This window comes from Chitinophaga filiformis (assembly GCF_900102545.1).
GTDB lineage: Bacteria > Bacteroidota > Bacteroidia > Chitinophagales > Chitinophagaceae > Chitinophaga > Chitinophaga filiformis.
In genome coordinates, this window is sequence record NZ_FNBN01000009.1 from 76,972 (window position 1) to 96,757 (window position 19,786).

Consider the following 19,786-nt stretch of genomic DNA (forward strand, 5'->3'; position numbering starts at 1 on the left):
GCCTTTTTAGTTTTTACACGGTTATGATCAGAAAAACTTGAGTGGCTGTTTTGTTTCGCATTTTATTGGGAACGGCAGATAAACCCCGCCTTTACCTACTTTACAATTTCCCGTAGCCTTAATGGTCACCTCTTTATTCATGAGGGCGCCTAAAGCATTTTTAAAGATGTTATCCATGTTTACCTCCAGTCTTACCGGAAAGTAAAAAGTATCCCTTGCCGGAATGGCGATCATGGTGTCCTGAACAGAATGTCCGACCGGGGTATCGTCGAGGAAAAGATCGAAAGAAGCGTCCTTCAGTTTCAGCTTAAAATTGTTCGGATTATAATAAGCCAGGGTCAGCCGTACGACACTTTTGGAAAAGCCGAGGTTGTCAAAATTGATTCCGGCAACCCTGACAAATTCAAGATCTTTTGCTTTTTCGCATGAACTAACTACGCCCCAGATTGTCATAATAAGTATACCCAGTCTAAAAAATCTCATGACAAATTTTTACCAAACCTACGGCAAACTGAATAGAACGTCAAGGGGTGGATGGGGAATTAGGAAAGTTTTAACGGCCTCAAAACCATAACCTAACATTTTACTTGAAGTGAAAAAAAGGAAAAATGAACTGAAAAAGCTACTAAAGAGTTTAGTAAATTTGCAGGCATTTAATTATTTACTTTAAGTACTCAAATGCTAATGAAAATAGCATATTTATAATTTTTCTATGAATTGTTTATCAGGAAATTAAGTCTGCCTGTCAGTTAATTAAAGGTAAACCTTTCAACTAATTGAAACATACATTTTTAGCTCTAAAACACCAATTTTTGACGATATGGCAGCTGAGACAACTAAGAAGATATTACTTATTGAATCACAATACTTTCCGAACATTTCCTTTTATAAAACTTTAATTAACCACGATATATTATTGATTGAAAGATATGAACACTACCAGAAGGTCAGTTTTCGTAACAGGTGTTATATAGCCGGACCGAACGGAAGCATACTTTTGAGTGTTCCCCTGGCTCGTGGGAAGAACCAGAGAACTGTCATGAAAGATGTTCGAATCAGTAATGATGAAAGATGGCAGGCCCTGCACTGGAAGACGCTTGTGTCTGCTTACCGCCGTTCTCCCTGGTTTGAATATTACGAGGATGAGCTGGGCAGGCTTTTTACAAAAGAGGTAACCTATCTGCTTGATTGGAACCTCATGTGTCTGGAATGGGCTAATAAGATTGTGGGTGTGACTTCTCCGATCACCTTTACGGATGAGTATCATAAAATATATGAGGCCGGTAAGGGAATTACTGATGTAAGGGATGTCATGCATCCCTCAACGAAGGAGGTAGACGAAGATACAGTCCGCTATACCCAGGTCTTCCAGGAAAGGACTGGTTTCCTACCGGATATGAGTATTCTTGACCTGATTTTCTGCGAAGGAAAGCGGAGTATCGAGCTGCTTAGATAGTATAAAAATGACATATGTATTTAGCATCAATTGCTTGATATGTAACGTTTTAGCATAATATCTAACCATTTAAAAAAAATTGAAAGTTTTTGCCCAGCCAATTGGACAAAATATTTAGCTTTGCAACCAATTTTGCTGGGTTTCGAACTGACGTAGGTGTGTAAACCAGGAGTTTTCCAGCGAGGGTTGTGATTGCTTTTTACTAATCCTTAAAATGTTTCATAGGTTTAAATGAACAGCACCTACACAGATCTCGTTAACCAGACCTTCGAGTTTCCACAGGAAGGATTTGACGTACAGGACAGCTACCTGGAGTTTAACGGGGTTAATATCAAGGCTTTAATCGACAAGTACGGGACACCTTTCAAGCTGACTTATTTGCCGAAGATTGGAATGCAGATAAACAAGGCCAAGAAAATGTTCCAGGATGCAATTAAGAAGAATAGGTACGATGGGAACTACTACTATTGTTATTGCACCAAAAGCTCGCATTTCTCCTTTATAATGGAGGAAACGCTGAAACATAATATACATATCGAGACTTCCTTCGCGTATGATATTGATATCATTACCAAGTTGTACGAAAGGAAGAAGATCAACAAGGATACGTTCGTGATTTGTAACGGTTATAAGACCAAACCGTATACAAAAGCGATCGCCCGTCTGATCAACTCCGGATTCCGCAATGTGATCCCCGTACTGGATAACAAAGAGGAACTGGAAGACTACCAGAAATTTATCCGCGCGAAGGATAAGGTGAAACTGGGGCTGCGTATTGCAGCTGAAGAGGAACCTACCTTTGACTTTTATACGTCCAGATTAGGTATCCGTTCCCGCGATGTGCTGGAGTTCTATGTAGACAAGCTGAAGGGAAATGAAAAATTTGAGCTGAAAATGCTGCATTTTTTCATGAACAAGGGTATCAAGGACGATATCTATTACTGGAGCCAGTTTAACCGCGTGTTGAACCTGTATTGCCAGTTAAAGAAGATCTGTCCTGAGCTGGATAGTATCAACATAGGTGGCGGATTCCCGATCAAGCATTCCCTGGGCTTCGATTACGATTACAATTACATTGTAAATGAGATCGTAGCCAACATCAAGAGTGTTTGTAAGAAGAACAAGGTGCCGGTACCTGATATCTATACTGAGTTCGGTTCCTTTACCGTAGGCGAAAGCGGTGCTGTAATTTACAGCGTGGTAGGGGAAAAGATGCAGAACGACAGGGAAAATTGGTATATGATTGACAGTTCCTTCATTACCACCTTGCCGGATACCTGGGGAATAGGTGAGAAGTTCCTGATGCTTCCGATCAATAAATGGGATCAGGAATACCAGGAGGTACACCTTGGAGGGCTGACCTGTGACGGTTATGACTTTTACACTTCTGAAGAACACATAAATGCAGTATTCCTGCCGAAGTTATCCGGAGAAGAACCGCTTTACATCGGTTTCTTCCATACAGGGGCTTACCAGGATCAGCTGAGCGGTTATGGCGGTATCAAGCACTGTCTGATACCATCACCGAAACATGTGATCGTCGGATATGACAAAAACGGGCAACTGAAAGACTGGCTGTATGCCAAGGAACAGACCGCCCAGAGTATGTTAAAGATTTTGGGTTATTAAAAAAATGGGTTAGTAATCCACTGACACACCCCGCGATTTCTCGCGGGGTTTTTTGTTTTTATACCATTAGGCATTGTCTTGAAGCGGAAGATGCGTCGTGTATGCGCCGTATATACGTCGTGTATGTCTCGTGTTTATCCCGGGATGCGTCTGGTATACGTCCGGTATGCGTCTGGTATATGCCCTTAACAGTATACTCCGGATTATCGTTCCTGCCAAAAAACACATAGCCCGCCAGAGGCGGGCTGAAATGCGGTGAATTGTTTCTCCGGCATTCGACCCGGTTAAGGGTCACGTGTTTGTAGCCCAGGAATTTACCCCCGGGGGATTTCATGGCATAGGTTTACCGTCAAAAGCATATAGGAAAATAAGACTGAGAAGGGATAAAAAGGTTTGTGGTGTATAGGGAGAAAAAGAATCAGTCGGTGTATAGGGAGAATAGGACCCTGTTTGTTTACATAACAAAGGTAAGGGCGTTCTGAAAGGTGGGAAATACCCGAAAGTTGTAATTTTTTAATTGGTTCTTTACCATAATATCATACCTCTCACACGGACGTGTACCCGCCGGACTTGGCCTTTAACTTTCCAGGTGCGGACTATTATCCAGGTAGTCTATAGCACTCTCGCATTGCTTTTCAATTTCTATCAGGCAGGCTTCCAGCAGTTCCCTGTTTCCATCCAGGTACTTGGATTTCCCCGAGCGGGAGAGTCCTTTGAGAATAATGAATTGTTTGGTAAGGTGTTGGCTCAGCAAAGAGGAATGTTGTCTTTGTTTCTGCAGCGTGCGCTCATGTTCCGATCTGAAGATATTCCGGTAGTGAGCGCCTAACACCCTGATAAGGAATATGATGTAAAAACCGGCCAGCACGGGAGTAAAAATAAAGCTCTGTTCCGGGGTAAAGCCAGGCATCACGTAAGTCACCACATTATTCACCTTCATCCAGGCCACCAGGCTTAGATAACTGCAGAGCAGTCCGCCGAGGGCAAGTGTAGCCGCAATATTGGTAGTAATATAACAAAACAGGACACTCAGTATCCAGATCATGGAGTATCTGAGGGAAAGGTCCTGGTTATTTAAAAAGGAACAGGCCGCAGGAATGATAAATGTAACAAAGGCCGCAATGATACTAACGGTTTTGACCGGTACGCCGGCACGGACCATTATAAGGCATCCCCCGAGGGAGACCAGAAAGGCGACGATCAGTAACAGTTCCGTTGTATTATGTGTATATAGTCCAATGAGGGCTACAGGGATTAAAAGTAGCAGGTGAAAGAACAGATAATCAAATAATAGCCTCACATTACATCTATCCCTTGAGTCGGTAGTAATATGTAACGCATTGCCAATCACCGCATCTTCAGTGCTGCGGTAGACTTTAACTGCCAGTGTAGATATTTTTTTGAACAGTTGCGGCATGGCCCATATAGTTGTATGGCAAATTATCTTTTAAAAACAGTTTCGTTCTTAAACGTTTGTGTGAATTATTCACGAATTTGATAAACAGGCTAAAATAAAAAAATCCCCTCCGGTAAGGAGGGGACTTCACACTTATTCAACCTTTCTCTTATTCTACAACAATCACTTTAGCTGCGTCCTGCACATTTTCTTTCTTAGCCAGCTGCAGTTTCAGTATACCATTTTCATATTTAGCCTGGATCTTTTCAGCATCCACCTGTTCATTCAGGGTAAAGGAACGTTTGAATGAACGGAAGCTAAACTCCCTGCGTAATTGTTTCTGGTTTTCATCTTTGCTTTCTGCAACTTTCTCTGCACTGATAGTCAGGGTCTTGTTTTCAAGATTGATCTTAAAATCTTCTTTAGATAATCCCGGAACCAGCAGGTCTACCTGGTAGGCATCTTTAGTTTCTGTGATGTTCACTGGGGGATAAGCGCCATAAAAATCATGTGTGTGAAAATCGTCTTTCCAGGCTTTGTTAAAACCGGCATTATTAAAAATTTCTTCTACTAAACCACCGAAGGATTTTACTGCAGGTGCCTGGTTGAATTTTACGAATGTCATAGTTTATAAATTTTAGTGTTTGTTTTAAAAATTTGTTCGTGAGAGTATATGCAAACAGAATACCATGGCATTAAACCTGCTATTTTGCTATAATATGGGGCTATGCGACAGACTTTTTGTCGTTTTCGATTACTTTTAAGTGACATTACGGCATATTCATTCATGTTTTTCTATTTATCAGCTTATGATTAACTTTGTGAAAACTATCGAACAAAAAAAATTGTAGTTATATGTATCCAGCAGAACTTGTACTGCCAATGAAGGCAGAGTTGACAGATAATGGTTTTGAAGAATTGCTCACACCAGAAAAAGTTGATGAGACTTTAAAACAGGAAGGAACGACACTTGTAATGATCAATTCGGTTTGTGGTTGCTCTGCCGGTACTGCTCGTCCGGGTGTTTTATTAGCTGTAGCTCATAGCGAGAAGAAACCCGACAGATTAACAACCAGCTTCGCAGGGTTTGATATGGCCGCTGTACAACAGATCCGTTCTCACCTGTTACCTTACCCTCCATCTTCACCTGCGATCGCTTTATTTAAAGATGGTCAGCTGGTACACTTTATTGAGCGTCATATGATCGAAGGTCGTCCTGCACAGATGATCGCTGCAAACCTGGTTGACGCGTTTGAGCAATACTGCTAAAATTTATCCGGATCGTAATTCTTTTTTCTACTGTTAACATATTATATACACAATAGAAAAAGGAATTATGATTTGGAATTTGTGATTTTTACAGCTTACTTTGGTGGTTTGATTTTCCATTTGACTAATTCGGCTTTGTTCATAGGAAAATTCAGATCACCAATTTTTTTTGGCTATGTATCCTAATTTATATTACGCGTTTCACGACCTATTCGGTGTAGACATCCCTTTACTTAAACTTCTGCAGACATTCGGTTTTTTTGTAGCCGTTGCTTTTCTGGCGGCCGCTTATGTATTGACAAGCGAGCTAAAAAGAAGAGAACAATTAGGATGGCTGACGGGAGTACCGGAGAAAGTGATCACCGGTAAGCCGGTTAACATGACGGAAGTACTGATCCATGGTTTGCTGGGCTTTGTGTTAGGATACAAGATATTAGGATTAGCCTTTGAATGGGCGGAAGCCTCCCAGGATCTTCAGTCATATATATTATCCGCCCGCGGAAGCCTGTTGGGAGGAATTGTATTGGGAGGTGTTTTCGCCTACCTGAAATACAGAACTGCCAAAAAGCAGGAGCTGCCCAAGCCGAAAGAAGAAACTGTCATGATCATGCCCCATCAGCGGGTACCCGATTTTACAGTCATGGCAGCTGTTGCCGGTCTGCTGGGCGCCAAGATCTTTCATAACCTGGAGAACTGGGGCGACTTTGTACAGGACCCTATAGGCGCACTGTTGTCTTTTAGTGGTCTTACGTTTTACGGCGGACTTATCCTCGCATCTATAGTTATTATCCGTTATGCAGCTAAAAAAGGGATCAATATCTGGCATCTGATAGACAGTGCAGCTCCCGGACTGATGCTGGCTTATGGAGTAGGACGTATGGGATGCCACTTTTCCGGAGATGGTGACTGGGGAATTTATAACAGCAGTTATATCACCGACGCAGCAGGCAAGGTGCAGGCAGTGGATCCATCAAAATTCCAGGAAGTACTGAAAGCAAATGAACAGTTTTTCATACGGCAGTATGGAAGCCTGGAGCACATACCTCATGCTGCGTTTACTAAACCCGGCGGCTTAAGTTTCCTGCCAGACTGGTTCTTTGCCTATGGATATCCTCATAACGTGATCAACGAAGGTGTACAGATGGCTGGCTGCACGGGCAAATACTGTAGCGTATTGCCTATAGCGGTTTACCCTACAGCCCTTTACGAGATCATCGTTTGTCTCTTACTCTTCGCTGTTTTATGGAGCCTGCGTAAAAAGATCACTGTTCCGGGTGTTATTTTCGGAGTATACCTTATAATGAACGGATTAGAGCGTTTCTTCATCGAAAAAATAAGGGTAAACACGAAATATGACATCTTTGGATTTCGTCCTACTCAGGCAGAAATAATCTCTTCTTTAATGATAATAGGTGGCGCCGCATTAGTCTGGTATTGCCGTAAAATATATAAAGCGCCAAAACCAGCAGCCTGAACATGCAAAGACACCCGGTCCTGATACCGCTGTCACATGAACACCAGCGTTTACTGTTCGTGTGCAGGTACTTAAAAAAAGATGCAGCAGCTTATGAAGGATTCCCCCTGGAAACCAATGCGAAGCTTGCCTATATTGTGAATGTCTTCCAGGAAGTAATGGTCCCTCATATCCAGAAAGAAGAATATCTTTTTGAAGTATGTGCCGGCCGTCATCCCGAAATAGACGAAATAATAAAAGAACTGAATCAGGAGCATCAGAAGATCTCCCGTATGTATAGCGCTCTCACTGAAAATACAGACCTGATTTCCGCAATGGACGTGCTGGCCAGAAGCCTGGAGGAGCACATAAGAAAGGAAGAGAGGGTATTCTTTGAGAAACTGCAGACAGAACTTCCCGAAGTATTGGAAGCTATAAAGTGGACCTGAGTTCAATAACCTTATAATTATCAAGGCATTGCTTTTTTGGGGCAATGCCTTTTTCATTGTAGCCTATCCTGTAACGAAACCCATTTTCGATCGTCTTTATAAAAAACTCCCTGTCACCTTTCTTGAACTTTTGCCAATCATCCCTGCCAGGATACCGCTTGTGTAAAACTATGTACTATGCATTGCACAATACCTACCTTTACACTGTAGCTGTTTAAGAAAGGTTCTTTATCAAGAATGGTTCTATAACAGCAAAAAGTTGAAAAGAAGCTTATAATAAATTTAAATCATCCTTATATGAAATCGACTACTACATTGTTGGCCTCCTTCTTATTACTGTGCAGCATCAAAACCATCCAGGCACAGACCATTGAGACCGCCAGGATCGCTGGCCGCGTAACACAAACAGGGGACAAGCCTGTTGAATTTGCCACCATTACCTTATTAAAAGCAAAAGACTCCTCCCTGGTGAAAGGGGCTATTGCCGACATCAACGGTAAGTATGAATTCGAGCAGGTGAAACAGGGCAAGTACCTGATCGCTGCTGCCTATGTCGGTATGACAAAAGCCTTTAGCAAACCTTTTGAGATCAGGGGAAGCGCACCTGTAAACATTGAAACACTTTCACTGGGTACAGATGCAAAGAATCTGAAAGAAGTGAATGTAACTGCAAAAAAGCCATTTATCGAGCAGAGGGCCGATAAAACGGTAGTAAACGTCGAAAACAGCATCATCGGTTCCGGTGGTACTGCCATGGAAGTGCTGGAAAAATCACCCGGTGTTTCAATAGACAAAGACGATAACATTAACCTCAAAAATAAGAGTGGTGTTATCATCATGATTGATGGTAAACCCACTAATATGAGTTCCCAGGACGTTGCCCAGCTGCTGAAAAGTATGCCCAGTAGTAATATTGAGCAAATTGAACTGATCACCAATCCTTCCGCCAAATACGATGCAGCGGGCAACGCCGGGATCATCAACATTAAACTGAAGAAAAACAAAACAGTAGGCTCTAACGGTAACGTCTCAATATTTGGCGCCTATGGCCTGACTCCTAAATGGGGCGGCTCGCTGAACCTGAACCATCGCAATGAGAAGTTCAACCTCTTCGGATCCTATAACTATAATCACAGGGAGAATGAACAGCATCTTGGATTATACCGTACAGGTACTACGAACGGACAGTACAACGTATTCGATCAGCAGAACGTTCGCAACAGGAAATCAGATTATCACGGCGTTAAAGTTGGTATGGACTATTTCCTCAATAAGAACAACACGATTGGCGTAATGGTAGATGCAGGCTTCAGGGACCAAAGTGAACCGGCAAATTCTATCACCTTAATAGGAGGTAAGGAAACAATAGATTCAACATTGAAGACACATACCTTCAATAAAGGAAACTGGAGAAGATGGGCCTATAATGTAAACTACAGAGCTATTCTTGATACAACAGGCAGGGAGTTGAATGTGGACCTGGACTATGCACGCAATACAGATAAACAGGGTAACAGCATTTATTCTACTATTTGGGATGCTCTTGGTAAGAACTATATGCATGGTGATACTTCACGTAATAACCAGCCTAATACGATCGATATTAAAACGGTTAAAGCTGATTATGTTCATCCTTTACCTCACCAGGCTAAATTCGAAGCAGGGGTTAAACTGAGCTTTGTAAAAACGGATAACGACGTAAGATTTGATTCCTTACGTAGCGGTAACTGGGTATATGATAAGAACCGTTCCAATCATTTTATTTATAAAGAAAATGTAAATGCAGCGTACATCAACTTCCAGAAACAGTTCAAAAAAGTCAATGTACAATTAGGTTTACGTGCAGAACAGAGTAATGTCGAAGGCAATTCCATTACTATCAACCGGGTAACAGATACCAGCTACTTTAATCTCTTTCCAAGTGTTTTTGTAAGCTACGATGCCGCAAAAAATCATCAGCTTGGAATTTCTTACAGCCGTCGCTTGCAGAGACCTGATTACGAAGATCTGAATCCATTTGAGATCTACCTGGACAGATATACCATCGTAGCAGGTAACCCTTATCTTAAGCCTTCTTATTCTAACAATATTGAGCTGACACATACATTTAAACATTTCCTGACTACTTCAGTCGGCTATACACACACGAAAAATAAGATCACACAGATCGTGGAAGCTGACAAGGATGTAAATACCGGAGATACACTCACCCTGCGTTATAAATACCTGAACGTTGCAAAATCAGACATTGTAAACCTGAATATTTCCTTCCCGGTGACGATCACCAAATGGTGGAGCAGCTTTACTTATCTGTCAGCGTATTATAACAAGTACCAGACTATTGTCGATAACCAGTCTGTAAGTGTTTCAGGCGGTGGATTTATGGGACGCACACAACAGACTTTCACCTTACCGGCAGGTATCGCGGCTGAAGTAAGTGTCTTCTATCTTTCTCCACAGATCGCCGATGAGGGTCTGTTCAGAATGAAGCCAATGTCTGCTGTTGACCTGGGCGTTTCCAAGCAGATCCTGCACAAGAAAGGAAATATTAAACTCAACGTAAGTGACGTTTTTAACGTACAGCGTTTCCGCGGAAGTTTTGAAAATGCAGGCCGTTACACAGGTGTAACCAGCAAATGGGAAAGCCGGCAGGTAAGGCTCACCTTCAACTACCGTTTTGGAAACACAAGCATTAAAGCCGCCCGCACCCGTAAAACGGGTCTGGAAGATGAACAGAACCGCGTAAAAAACGGAAACTAATATGACCTGTTTTTAGGTATATATAAGGATGGAACGGGACGCGACCTATTCTTAGGTTGCGTCCTTTCTTGAATTAGTAAATTATTGATAGTTATATAGTTGTGATGTTTTGAGTGTTTTTAGCCCCTGCTGTCTCCAAAAATATTCCCCGTTCCGTGCAACCTTTTTCTGAAATAATGTCTTTATTATGCAAGCATCAGCCAACAACTTGAACAATACTACCATAACAGACCACCTGGTATCCCGGTGTAAAAAGGGAGATGTGCACGCATTCCGTGAGCTATACAACGCATATTCAGGTGCAATGTATAACATCTGTTTGCGTATGACAGGGAACACGGCGGATGCTGAAGATACTTTGCAGGAGGCTTTTATGCAGATATTCAGGAACATTGAGCGCCTGGAGAATGCAGGAAGTGTGACAGCCTGGATCAAGCGAATAGTGGTCAACCACTGTCTGAGTCACCTGCGGAGGAAGAAAGTATACTTTGAAGAAGTAGATAATATAGACATAGAAGAAGATAACGCAATCGTAGACGAAGATAATTTTGCATGGACGGTAGCAGCGATAAAAGAGGCCATACACGTTTTACCGCCCGGTTACCGTACCGTTTTAAACTTGTACATATTTGAAGAGTACTCACATAAAGAAATAGCCAACATGCTTGATATTTCTGAGTCAACAGTGAAAACACAGTACATGCGTGCAAAAGATAAAGTGAGACAGATAATTAAACAAAAAAACGTAATACGCTGATGTCGGAAAGTAACTTTGAAGATTTTGTCAGGCAGCACCGTCAGAATTTTGAAGAGGCCGGACCTCCTCCGGGAGTCTGGGCAGAGTTAGAACAGCAACTAGCCCCAGGTAAAAAAAGGAAAGTAATACAACTGATGGGCCGTCACTGGCTGAAAGCTGCCGCCGTGCTGGTGCTGATGGTAAATAGTGTCATGATCTATCAGTTTATTCAGATGAAGAAAGCGCAACATCTTACAAATGTTTCGCCTGAAATGCAGGAAGCCAAAATGTATTACACCGCACAGATCGAACAGCGGCTGGAAACTATCAAACGCTATCCTGATGCATTGTTGGGATTGGATAGCATGGCGCGTAAAGAGCTCGAACTGCGCAATGAAACGTATCAGGTACTTGAAACCGAACTGATACAGAATCCAGGTAACGAAAGAATTAAAGCAGCAATGGTCCGCTACTATCAACTTAAACTGGACCTGCTGGATAAAATATTAGAAGAGCTGAGAGAAAAACAGCCCGTAAGCCAAAAGCAATCTGATTATGAAAGAGAAATTTAGTATTCTGTTATTTTTATTGTTACCTATACTTACCTATGGTAAAAAAGGCGATAGTGAATTCAAAAAAGTTATAGTAAAAGAATTCAGTACAAATGCTGGTACAAACCTTAGTATATCTAACAAATATGGTAAGATCGTTGTCCATACATGGCAGAAGAATGAAGTGAAGGCAACAATCACGATTACCGGTTTTGGTAAGAGTGTGGAAGAAGCTACTTCCATTGTCAATATGGTAGATATTGATATGAACAACAGCGGAAATAATGCAAGCCTGCAAACCGTATACAATCCTTCAGCGTCCGGGAGCAAATGGTTTTCCTGGGGAAGTAAAAAAGATTCCAAGGATTATGTGAACATCGACTATGAGTTGTATGTGCCTGAAAGACTGGCTAAACTATCCCTCGACAATAATTTCGGAGATATTATCACTGATGTGCTTTCCTTTCCTACATCGATCAACATGAACTACTGTAATTACGATATTAAGGAGTCGGAGAGGCAACTTGATCTCAATATGAATTATTGCGATCGCGGGCGTATAGGAAAGGCAGAATCAGTAAACATAAGAGCTAACTATTCCAATCTTAAAAGTGATGCGATTTCATCACTCGTAACCAGATCAAACTATTGCGAATATAACCTGGGTACTGTGGGTAGTCTGAACACTTCCGGCAATTATGATGAATATAATGTAAACAAAGTAGGCTCTTTTAACGGCAAGAATACTTACACTGATTTCCGTATTGCAGAAGTACAGACAGAGATCAGTTCAAAACTGGTGTACGGCGACTTCTCGGCTAAAACATTAGGCACAGGATTTAAGAGTGGAGATTTCCAGCTGACCTATACAGATGTGAAGGTGGGCGTACCACAACGGCTTGGCCTACACATAAAGGTGCAGTTTAACCGGGGAGATGTGAGCACGGGAGAGCTTTCACTGAAAAATGTTGTCAACATTAAGAAAAACTCGCAGTTAACATATACGGCTTCTACCAATTCTGCTGATGACAGATCTCCATCCATAAGTGTGAATGGCGTGTACAGCAACATCGCTTTTGAAAGCCGTTGACAAATAATTCCTTCGTTAAACATGTAAACTCTCACCGCTAAATCTCATTTATGAAAACGTTACGTCTTGGCTGGTTATTACCAGTACTATTGCTCTTTTCCGTGTTCACATTTTCTGCGTTTACCATCATTAACAATGAAAAGGTAAGGGGGAGTGGAAATATTAAAGAAGAGGCCCGCACTGAAGGACCATTCAGAAGTATCAGGACCTCCGGATCCTATAATGTATACATTACACAGGGCGCGAAACACGATATAAGGGTAGAAGCGGATGATAACCTGCTGCCTTTGATCATCACTAAGGTGAGCGGTAATGATCTTGAGATCTATACAAAAAAAGGATATGATATCAAGCCTTCCAAAACCATTAATGTCTATGTAACATTGGACCAGCTGGAAGAGCTGTCTTCCAGCGGAAGCGGAGGTTTCTATAGCAAAGGCAAACTCAAAGGAGGTAATGTGAAATTTTCTTTCAGCGGCTCTACAAATACCGAACTGGACCTGAATGCAAATGATCTGCGGGTAGAGGTATCGGGCTCAAGCCATCTGAACCTGAAAGGAAGTATCCCTGCCACCAGGTATGATATATCCGGTTCTGCTGACGTGGAAGCATTGGATCTGCAGTCTGATAATGCTAATATCTCGATCTCAGGTTCCGGCAAGCTGGATGTGGCTGTTGCGAAAAAACTGGATCTCAGCGTATCCGGAATGGGTAAAATCCGCTATAAAGGATCACCTGTTATTAATCAGTCCTCTTCCGGTATGGCTAAGATCTCCAAAATAGACTAAACACAGTTGTTGGCTGCATACAACGCAGCCGGTTATCGGAAAGCATTCCGTTAACACACCCCGGGTATCGTCCCGGGGTTTTTTTATAACTCCTCAGTATGATTTATATTTGTCTCCCTTAAGCCATTAACGCTATAAAATTATTTTATCATGCCGTCCTTTGATATTGTTAGCAAAGTAGATACTCAGACACTTGACAATGCGGTAAATACCGTAAAAAAGGAGATTACCACCAGGTTCGACTTTAAAGATTCCCATGTAAACATGGAATTGAATAAAAAGGACCTGTCCTTAAATGTGGAAGTGGAAAGCGAAATGAAGATGACACAGGTAATAGATGTGCTGATAAGCCGTACAATGCGCCAGGGACTTGACGCAAATATCTATGACCTGAGCAAGGAGCCATATCAGAGTGGAAAAGTGGTAAAAAAGGAGATTCCGGTAAGAAACGGGATCAAACAGGAAGATGCCAAGAAGATTGTAAAACTGATAAAGGATTCTGGTATCAAGGTGCAGGCCGCCATTATGGATGATATTGTGAGGGTTACCGGCAAGAAAATAGATGATTTACAAGAGGTTATACAGAAAACAAAGGAAGCGAACTTAGGCATTCCTTTACAGTATACCAACATGAAGAGCTAAAATATTTAGTCTTTTCTTGTTGTTTTTGAAAAAATTATTTTACCTTTGCACCCTGTCTAATAATATTGGTTGAAACCAAGCATGGCATTCATCATGCAATCAGAGGAATGAATATGCGGGGTTGCATCTGGTAACAAAAAGAAAATTTAAATTCAGATGAAACAGGGAATCCATCCAGAAAATTACAGATTTGTAATATTCAAAGATATGTCTAACGGACACACTTTCTTAAGCCGTTCTACCGCTCCTTCCAAAGAAACTCTCAAATGGGAAGATGGTAATGAATATCCGTTAATTAAGCTGGAAATTTCCAATACTTCTCACCCTTTCTATACCGGGAAGAACGTATTGGTGGATACAGCAGGTCGTATCGACAAATTCAACAAGCGTTACGCTAAGAAAGCCTAATAAGGCCTTTAAAATAATTTTACTAATCCCATCGGCATTTCCGGTGGGATTTTTTATTTTTATCCCCTATGGAGCGGAATTACATTCTTTTTGACACACCTGCACGAGAGTTGTTATATCCCTTCACCCATACAAGACCGGTCGCAGCCTGCCGTATTGGTATACTGACCATCCGGGAAAAATGGGAATACTGGCTGAATGCCGGTATCAGTTACCTTACCGTTCCCCACTTACAAAAGAAATATCCTCTTAAGAAAGACGAGGCAGTATATGCTGTCCTGATCCATGGGCATGTGTTGCCAGATGAGACACTGGTGCAGGCTATACAGGAGCTCCAACCAGGCCAGGAATTGTATAAAGGCGATGAGCCGATTGCAAAAGTTGTTGCCGGAAACAACCTGGATGCAGAAGCTGTAGAACGAAAAGAGTATCTTGGTGCGGTATCCCGGATCAGGATGCCGTGGGACTTCTTTTTACTGAATGATCAGGCTATCCGGAGTGATTTTGAACTGCTGACAAAAGAGAGGGTATCTGCTCCCATCAGTGATACCAATAAGGTGACAGCGCCCGAGCGCATTTTCCTGGAAGAAGGAGCCGTTGTAGAACATAGTATCCTCAATGCGAGTACTGGCCCTATATATGTGGGTAGAAATGCGGAGATTATGGAGGGCTGCCTGATCAGGGGAGCGCTGGCACTGGGAGAAAAAGCCGTACTGAAGATGGGAAGTAAGGTATATGGAGCTACGACCCTGGGACCCGGCAGTGTAGGTGGGGGAGAGATCAAGAATGTGGTAATGTTCGGCCATTCCAACAAAGGACATGATGGATATCTGGGAGATGCCGTGATCGGGGAATGGTGTAATCTTGGGGCAAACGCAACGGCTTCCAATCTAAAGAACAATGCCAGCACTGTAAAAGTATGGATGGAAGCCTATAACAGAACCGAGTCTGCTGGTCTGAAATGCGGACTGTTGATGGGTGATTACAGCCGCTGCGGGATCGGTTCGATGCTCAATACCGGAACGGTCATTGGCGTATCCTGCAACATTTTCGGCGGAAGCCTGCCTCCTAAGTTCATTCCTTCTTTTTCATGGGGTGGGGCCGACGGATTGGAACCTTACCGGCTGGAACAGGCCGTGAGGGATGCTGGTATGTGGATGCAGTTTAAAGGGAGGCAAATGGAAGCGGCGGACAGACAGGTACTGGAAGCTCTTTTCACAATTTTACGTGATTAACACTTTTTAAAATCAATATAGCGATAGACATGAGAAAAAAAATCGTTGCTGGAAACTGGAAAATGAACCTGACCCTGGGCCAGGCAGAACAGCTGATCAATGACATTTTGCAGGCTGGCCTGCGATTGAAAGATGGACAGGAAGTGGTATTGGCCACGCCTTTTCCGTATCTGTTGAAAGCAAAGTCATTATTAAAAAACACTCCTGGTTTTTATCTGGGAGCCCAGAACAGCGCATCTGAAAAATCAGGCGCTTATACCGGTGAAGTATCTGCTGAGATGTTACAGTCTGTAGGTGTTGATTATGTAATATTGGGACACTCTGAAAGAAGGGAGTATTTCCAGGAAAGTAATGCAACGCTCGCGAAGAAGATTGACCTGGCCCTTGCTAACGGCCTGAAACCAATCTTCTGCTGTGGAGAGCCACTGGAAGTGAGAAAGGCAGAAACACAAAACGAATATGTAGCAAAACAGCTGGAAGAAAGTCTGTACCATTTGACTGAAGAGCAGGTAAAAAATGTAGTGATTGCTTATGAGCCAATCTGGGCGATCGGTACCGGGCTGACTGCCAGCGCTGCTCAGGCTCAGGATATGCATGCTTTCATCAGGGCTCAGATAGCTGCTAAATATGGCAGGGAAGCAGCATTACGTATGACTATCCTATACGGCGGTAGCGCTAAACCCTCCAATGCGGAAGAGCTGTTCGCTTGTCCGGATGTGGATGGGGGCCTGATCGGTGGTGCCTCTCTGGTAGCTGCTGATTTCCTCGCTATTATTCAGAAGCTGGGATAATTGTAAAAGAATATATCATTGTAGAGCAGTCCGCCGCGGGTGGGCTGCTTTTTTATGCATAAGGCCCCACATAGGATTGGCGTATCAGATTCAGTTCCAGTTTGATATATCAGCGAGCAAAAAAAGTTAGTATTTTATGCTAAAAAAGTTAGTATTTCAGGAAATCTTCTTTATATTTGTATTGTCAATATTCAAATAACCAGTACATCTTAAGTTAAAAACTTACTTGGTTATGCATACAAATAACAACATTGCATTTGAACAGGAAACATTGTATGATTACTTGTTGGTAGTAAGTCCCGGTACTAACATTACCAATGACGTAACAGCATTGAAGAAATTAGTAGCCCAGGAATTGGGAATGTATGGCAGTCGCTTTTCCAAAGCCCATATCAGCCTTTTCAGATCTGTATTTCCTGCAAGATTTCAGGATGATTTTATTCATCTGCTGGATGATGTAGCAAAGAAACAATCAGGCTTCACGTTATATACCTCAAAGTTTGATCATTTTGAACATGGTCCTGACAAACGTACCATTTATATCAATGTAGCTAATCCCAAACCTCTCGCTGAGCTGCATAAAAAAATACTGCAGGAGTTTGATATAAAGCCAGGTTCATTCAAGCCACATATCACCATTGCAAGAGCTATCAGTACACCTGAATTTGATAAAGTATATGATCACTTCTACAACCAGGTTTTTGTACGTAGTTTCCAATGCAAGAGCTTTTCATTATTGCGTAAGCCAGCCAGTGGCGGTAGCTATGAACTTGTGAAGGAATTTGTATTCGGAGATGAAGCTGTTCAGCAGGATGCAACGCTGTTTAACTACGCGAATTACGCTGCATAATCGTATAAATTGTAGTGCTATAACGAGGTAGGCTACATGGTTGCGTACGCAATATAGTCGCTGTATATTTTCCATATTACATCGTCAGTTAGGTCTGTTGAGCGGTATTATCCGGTAAACTGTTGCTATAATCTGCATATGCCATGTGTTTTGAAAGCTGCATAGGCAGTTAGTTCAGGTGTATACGGTGTGCGGATCTATACAATATAATAGCTGCATGATCTGTGTTACTTTATAAGCGATGATTTTTAATACCCTCAGATTTCATCTGCGATCACATTTCTATAAAACTGCATAGCAAGCATTGTCTGTGTTGTTATATAAGCGGGTGATTGCGAAATACCCGACAGACTTCATTTGCGGCCATATTCATAAAACCACATAATTCTGCGTCGCTGCATTGTTTTCATAACACTGCATAGTCCGCATTATCAATATAACATAAATACATAAAATACCTTTTCTTATTGGCTTTTATCCCATGTTTGTTAACCCATTCTCATTCAGATTTTAATTTTTCCGTTTACATGGCTGTTTGTAGATTTGAGCAATACAATTACTCATCCTTCATCACCGCGTTATATGGAAAAGATACATAAGCAGATCCTGGTAAAAGGAAAAGTCCAGGGAGTGTATTTCAGGGCCAGTACGAAACACACAGCAGATGATCTTGGCATTACAGGAGAAGTGAGGAATTTACCCAATGGTAATGTACTGATTACTGCAGAAGGAGATGAGAGTAAGATGGAAGCGTTTATTGCCTGGTGCAGACAGGGACCACCTTTTGCTAAAGTTACTGAGCTGATTATTACTGTTGCCCCTTTACAGGATTACAAAGCGTTTGATGTAGTGCACTGAGATCCGCTGATGCTGTTATTGTTTAATAGTTTTATATAGGTTTTTGTTTGCAGGTGCCTGTTGCAGCTGCAAATAATTGCAGTGTCAGCAAATATTTGCTGCGGCTGCAAGTGTGCTGAACTTTGTGATATTAGCAGATGTTGAGCGCATCTTTAAGTGTTTTCCCTCAAACAAATTACCATACAAAAGGGCAGTTCTGTGGGTTCACAGGGCTGCCCTTTTGTATATCGGTTCACTTTTATGATGATCACTTCGATGCAAGCCTGCCGTTGAACGATTTGTCCCGGGCAAGAGCAGCTTTAGGTACAATGATAGTGATCGTATTAATAGCAAAATAAGGAACAGATACTTTGATAAACCCGTCAAACGGCCCTGACTTACTGCCATAGGAGTTCTTCACAATAAAGAATTCTTTTCCTTTTGCAGTCTTTCCTATACCTGTAATATGCATGAGGTGGTCATCCTGGGTTATTAAGCCGTCAAATAACTGCTGACGCTCATCCTGTGTATATTTCTTTTCCTCCAGATCCGGATTGATAATGTTGCCGCGCGTCAGCGAATCTACTACAGGACGCATGGCATATCCCTTGCCCACCATGAATCCCCGGTTACTCACGTCTGTATCCCACAACACGGTATACCCGCTTTTAACCGCATCTTTGGCAATATCGATCAACTCATTGATAGGCACATTAAAATAAGCCCCGTTGGAGAAGTTGTCGGGCACCTCCAGGATAAAGGAGCTGTAGAAAGGATGATGCGTGAAAGAAGTGAGGCTGACATAATCTTCAGGATTGAACTTTATCACATCTTTGGCAAATGTTTTGGCCGTATAATTACGCCCATTATAGCTGAAGTTTGCCGGCGGCGTACCCAGATATTTATCCAGGATAGCGGTGAAACCTGTTTCCCAGGTAGCAGGAATCGGCTTAGGAAGCTTCAGAATGCTGTCAAGGTAACTTTTCATCTCAGACACCATCTCCGCATGATCATGCGAAATACGGCCATCTTTTAGCCCACTATAGACGTTTTCAGGCATGATACCATATGCAGCTACCGCGTGAAGTACATCATGGCCAAGGCCTCCTTCATCAAAACGGGCAAATCCCTGCCTGTGAATATAGTTTTCAGCCTTTTCAAGATATATGTTACGCACGGTAAACATTTCGGAGAGATCGAGCGTTGGCTGGCCTTTACGAAGGCAATCCGATTCGATCATGGAGGTAGAGGAAAAACACCAGCAGGTACCGGTATTCGCCTGGTCTTTTACAGATGTTACAGGGTTATTTCTGATGATCCGGATCTCCTCGAGGGTTTTTGTTTCCTGGGCCCGGCCCTGTATGCAGAGGAATAACGCTGATAATACTAGATATGATCTCATATAAAGGGAGATTTACTTCCTAAAGATAAGGGCTAAAGGCATAT

At 42.3% G+C, this 19,786-nt stretch carries 20 protein-coding genes; 16 read left to right on the forward strand and 4 right to left on the reverse strand.

Features of this window, described 5'->3' with window-relative positions:
• Window positions 1-27: 27 nt before the first annotated feature.
• Complete coding sequence (locus BLR32_RS27690; protein ID WP_089836799.1) at window positions 28-483, reverse strand: LEA/WHy family protein; 456 nt, start codon at window positions 481-483, stop codon at window positions 28-30.
• A gap of 337 nt (window positions 484-820) precedes the next feature.
• Between BLR32_RS27690 and BLR32_RS27695 the strand changes: the two genes are divergently transcribed.
• On the forward strand, window positions 821-1,456 hold the full coding sequence (locus BLR32_RS27695) for a WbqC family protein (protein ID WP_089836801.1): 636 nt from the start codon (window positions 821-823) through the stop codon (window positions 1,454-1,456).
• A gap of 231 nt (window positions 1,457-1,687) precedes the next feature.
• Window positions 1,688-3,085 (forward strand): type III PLP-dependent enzyme domain-containing protein, encoded by a 1,398-nt coding sequence (locus BLR32_RS27700; RefSeq protein WP_089836803.1) that lies wholly within the window; start codon window positions 1,688-1,690, stop codon window positions 3,083-3,085.
• 577 nt (window positions 3,086-3,662) lie between these two features.
• On the opposite strand, the gene BLR32_RS27705 is transcribed toward BLR32_RS27700, so the two are convergent.
• Together BLR32_RS27705 and BLR32_RS27710 are read right to left on the reverse strand one after the other, a co-directional pair.
• Entirely contained in the window at window positions 3,663-4,502 is an 840-nt protein-coding gene (locus BLR32_RS27705; RefSeq protein ID WP_089836805.1) for a hypothetical protein, read from the reverse strand.
• Between the two features lie 148 nt (window positions 4,503-4,650).
• Entirely contained in the window at window positions 4,651-5,106 is a 456-nt protein-coding gene (locus BLR32_RS27710) for an Hsp20/alpha crystallin family protein (RefSeq protein WP_089836807.1), read from the reverse strand.
• Between the two features lie 230 nt (window positions 5,107-5,336).
• Between BLR32_RS27710 and BLR32_RS27715 the strand changes: the two genes are divergently transcribed.
• The 14 genes from BLR32_RS27715 to BLR32_RS27780 all read left to right on the forward strand — a co-directional run bounded on the left by BLR32_RS27715 (window position 5,337) and on the right by BLR32_RS27780 (window position 18,361).
• Window positions 5,337-5,750, forward strand: a complete 414-nt coding sequence (locus BLR32_RS27715) for a BrxA/BrxB family bacilliredoxin (protein WP_089836809.1) — start codon at window positions 5,337-5,339, stop codon at window positions 5,748-5,750.
• 175 nt (window positions 5,751-5,925) lie between these two features.
• The gene (locus BLR32_RS27720) at window positions 5,926-7,224 is read left to right on the forward strand and encodes a prolipoprotein diacylglyceryl transferase (RefSeq protein ID WP_089836811.1); all 1,299 of its coding nucleotides are present in this window, start codon (window positions 5,926-5,928) and stop codon (window positions 7,222-7,224) included.
• 2 nt (window positions 7,225-7,226) lie between these two features.
• Window positions 7,227-7,652 carry a hemerythrin domain-containing protein gene (locus BLR32_RS27725; RefSeq protein WP_089836813.1) on the forward strand — a complete coding sequence of 142 codons (426 nt, stop codon included), beginning with the start codon at window positions 7,227-7,229 and terminating at the stop codon, window positions 7,650-7,652.
• 297 nt (window positions 7,653-7,949) lie between these two features.
• On the forward strand, window positions 7,950-10,412 hold the full coding sequence (locus tag BLR32_RS27730; protein WP_089836815.1) for a TonB-dependent receptor: 2,463 nt from the start codon (window positions 7,950-7,952) through the stop codon (window positions 10,410-10,412).
• A 187-nt stretch (window positions 10,413-10,599) separates the two neighbouring features.
• A complete protein-coding gene (locus tag BLR32_RS27735) occupies window positions 10,600-11,169 on the forward strand; it encodes an RNA polymerase sigma factor (RefSeq protein WP_089836817.1) in 570 nt (189 codons plus the stop codon).
• Complete coding sequence (locus BLR32_RS27740; protein ID WP_089836819.1) at window positions 11,169-11,720, forward strand: hypothetical protein; 552 nt, start codon at window positions 11,169-11,171, stop codon at window positions 11,718-11,720. The genes BLR32_RS27735 and BLR32_RS27740 overlap by 1 nt, the downstream gene beginning before the upstream one ends.
• Window positions 11,704-12,789: a fimbrial protein gene (locus tag BLR32_RS27745; protein WP_089836821.1), complete on the forward strand. Its 1,086-nt coding sequence runs from the start codon at window positions 11,704-11,706 to the stop codon at window positions 12,787-12,789. Before BLR32_RS27740 ends, BLR32_RS27745 begins: the two co-directional genes overlap by 17 nt.
• 50 nt (window positions 12,790-12,839) lie before the next feature.
• Window positions 12,840-13,577 carry a head GIN domain-containing protein gene (locus BLR32_RS27750; RefSeq protein ID WP_089836823.1) on the forward strand — a complete coding sequence of 246 codons (738 nt, stop codon included), beginning with the start codon at window positions 12,840-12,842 and terminating at the stop codon, window positions 13,575-13,577.
• A gap of 150 nt (window positions 13,578-13,727) precedes the next feature.
• A complete protein-coding gene (locus BLR32_RS27755) occupies window positions 13,728-14,219 on the forward strand; it encodes a YajQ family cyclic di-GMP-binding protein (protein ID WP_089836825.1) in 492 nt (163 codons plus the stop codon).
• 156 nt (window positions 14,220-14,375) lie between these two features.
• Window positions 14,376-14,627: a type B 50S ribosomal protein L31 gene (locus tag BLR32_RS27760; RefSeq protein ID WP_089836827.1), complete on the forward strand. Its 252-nt coding sequence runs from the start codon at window positions 14,376-14,378 to the stop codon at window positions 14,625-14,627.
• 68 nt (window positions 14,628-14,695) lie between these two features.
• A complete protein-coding gene (locus tag BLR32_RS27765) occupies window positions 14,696-15,862 on the forward strand; it encodes a putative sugar nucleotidyl transferase (protein ID WP_089836829.1) in 1,167 nt (388 codons plus the stop codon).
• A 29-nt stretch (window positions 15,863-15,891) separates the two neighbouring features.
• Window positions 15,892-16,653 carry a triose-phosphate isomerase gene (gene tpiA, locus BLR32_RS27770; RefSeq protein ID WP_089836831.1) on the forward strand — a complete coding sequence of 254 codons (762 nt, stop codon included), beginning with the start codon at window positions 15,892-15,894 and terminating at the stop codon, window positions 16,651-16,653.
• A gap of 232 nt (window positions 16,654-16,885) precedes the next feature.
• Window positions 16,886-17,503 carry a 2'-5' RNA ligase family protein gene (locus BLR32_RS27775; RefSeq protein WP_089836833.1) on the forward strand — a complete coding sequence of 206 codons (618 nt, stop codon included), beginning with the start codon at window positions 16,886-16,888 and terminating at the stop codon, window positions 17,501-17,503.
• Between the two features lie 582 nt (window positions 17,504-18,085).
• Window positions 18,086-18,361, forward strand: a complete 276-nt coding sequence (locus BLR32_RS27780) for an acylphosphatase (protein WP_089836835.1) — start codon at window positions 18,086-18,088, stop codon at window positions 18,359-18,361.
• A 247-nt stretch (window positions 18,362-18,608) separates the two neighbouring features.
• Here the strand turns inward: BLR32_RS27780 and BLR32_RS27785 are convergent, their stop codons facing one another.
• Window positions 18,609-19,742: a C1 family peptidase gene (locus BLR32_RS27785; protein ID WP_089836837.1), complete on the reverse strand. Its 1,134-nt coding sequence runs from the start codon at window positions 19,740-19,742 to the stop codon at window positions 18,609-18,611.
• Window positions 19,743-19,786 lie beyond the last annotated feature (44 nt).

What these genes read in the sequence shown, in the direction of transcription:
- BLR32_RS27785 (WP_089836837.1), bottom strand. Translation starts at nt 19,742, where the DNA reads ATGAGATCATATCTAGTATTATCAGCGTTATTCCTCTGCATACAGGGC.
- BLR32_RS27745 (WP_089836821.1), top strand. Translation starts at nt 11,704, where the DNA reads ATGAAAGAGAAATTTAGTATTCTGTTATTTTTATTGTTACCTATACTT.
- BLR32_RS27695 (WP_089836801.1), top strand. Translation starts at nt 821, where the DNA reads ATGGCAGCTGAGACAACTAAGAAGATATTACTTATTGAATCACAATAC.
- BLR32_RS27740 (WP_089836819.1), top strand. Translation starts at nt 11,169, where the DNA reads ATGTCGGAAAGTAACTTTGAAGATTTTGTCAGGCAGCACCGTCAGAAT.
- BLR32_RS27780 (WP_089836835.1), top strand. Translation starts at nt 18,086, where the DNA reads ATGGAAAAGATACATAAGCAGATCCTGGTAAAAGGAAAAGTCCAGGGA.
- tpiA (WP_089836831.1), top strand. Translation starts at nt 15,892, where the DNA reads ATGAGAAAAAAAATCGTTGCTGGAAACTGGAAAATGAACCTGACCCTG.
- BLR32_RS27775 (WP_089836833.1), top strand. Translation starts at nt 16,886, where the DNA reads ATGCATACAAATAACAACATTGCATTTGAACAGGAAACATTGTATGAT.
- BLR32_RS27750 (WP_089836823.1), top strand. Translation starts at nt 12,840, where the DNA reads ATGAAAACGTTACGTCTTGGCTGGTTATTACCAGTACTATTGCTCTTT.
- BLR32_RS27730 (WP_089836815.1), top strand. Translation starts at nt 7,950, where the DNA reads ATGAAATCGACTACTACATTGTTGGCCTCCTTCTTATTACTGTGCAGC.
- BLR32_RS27760 (WP_089836827.1), top strand. Translation starts at nt 14,376, where the DNA reads ATGAAACAGGGAATCCATCCAGAAAATTACAGATTTGTAATATTCAAA.
- BLR32_RS27715 (WP_089836809.1), top strand. Translation starts at nt 5,337, where the DNA reads ATGTATCCAGCAGAACTTGTACTGCCAATGAAGGCAGAGTTGACAGAT.
- BLR32_RS27705 (WP_089836805.1), bottom strand. Translation starts at nt 4,502, where the DNA reads ATGCCGCAACTGTTCAAAAAAATATCTACACTGGCAGTTAAAGTCTAC.
- BLR32_RS27690 (WP_089836799.1), bottom strand. Translation starts at nt 483, where the DNA reads ATGAGATTTTTTAGACTGGGTATACTTATTATGACAATCTGGGGCGTA.
- BLR32_RS27735 (WP_089836817.1), top strand. Translation starts at nt 10,600, where the DNA reads ATGCAAGCATCAGCCAACAACTTGAACAATACTACCATAACAGACCAC.
- BLR32_RS27765 (WP_089836829.1), top strand. Translation starts at nt 14,696, where the DNA reads ATGGAGCGGAATTACATTCTTTTTGACACACCTGCACGAGAGTTGTTA.
- BLR32_RS27720 (WP_089836811.1), top strand. Translation starts at nt 5,926, where the DNA reads ATGTATCCTAATTTATATTACGCGTTTCACGACCTATTCGGTGTAGAC.
- BLR32_RS27700 (WP_089836803.1), top strand. Translation starts at nt 1,688, where the DNA reads ATGAACAGCACCTACACAGATCTCGTTAACCAGACCTTCGAGTTTCCA.
- BLR32_RS27710 (WP_089836807.1), bottom strand. Translation starts at nt 5,106, where the DNA reads ATGACATTCGTAAAATTCAACCAGGCACCTGCAGTAAAATCCTTCGGT.
- BLR32_RS27755 (WP_089836825.1), top strand. Translation starts at nt 13,728, where the DNA reads ATGCCGTCCTTTGATATTGTTAGCAAAGTAGATACTCAGACACTTGAC.
- BLR32_RS27725 (WP_089836813.1), top strand. Translation starts at nt 7,227, where the DNA reads ATGCAAAGACACCCGGTCCTGATACCGCTGTCACATGAACACCAGCGT.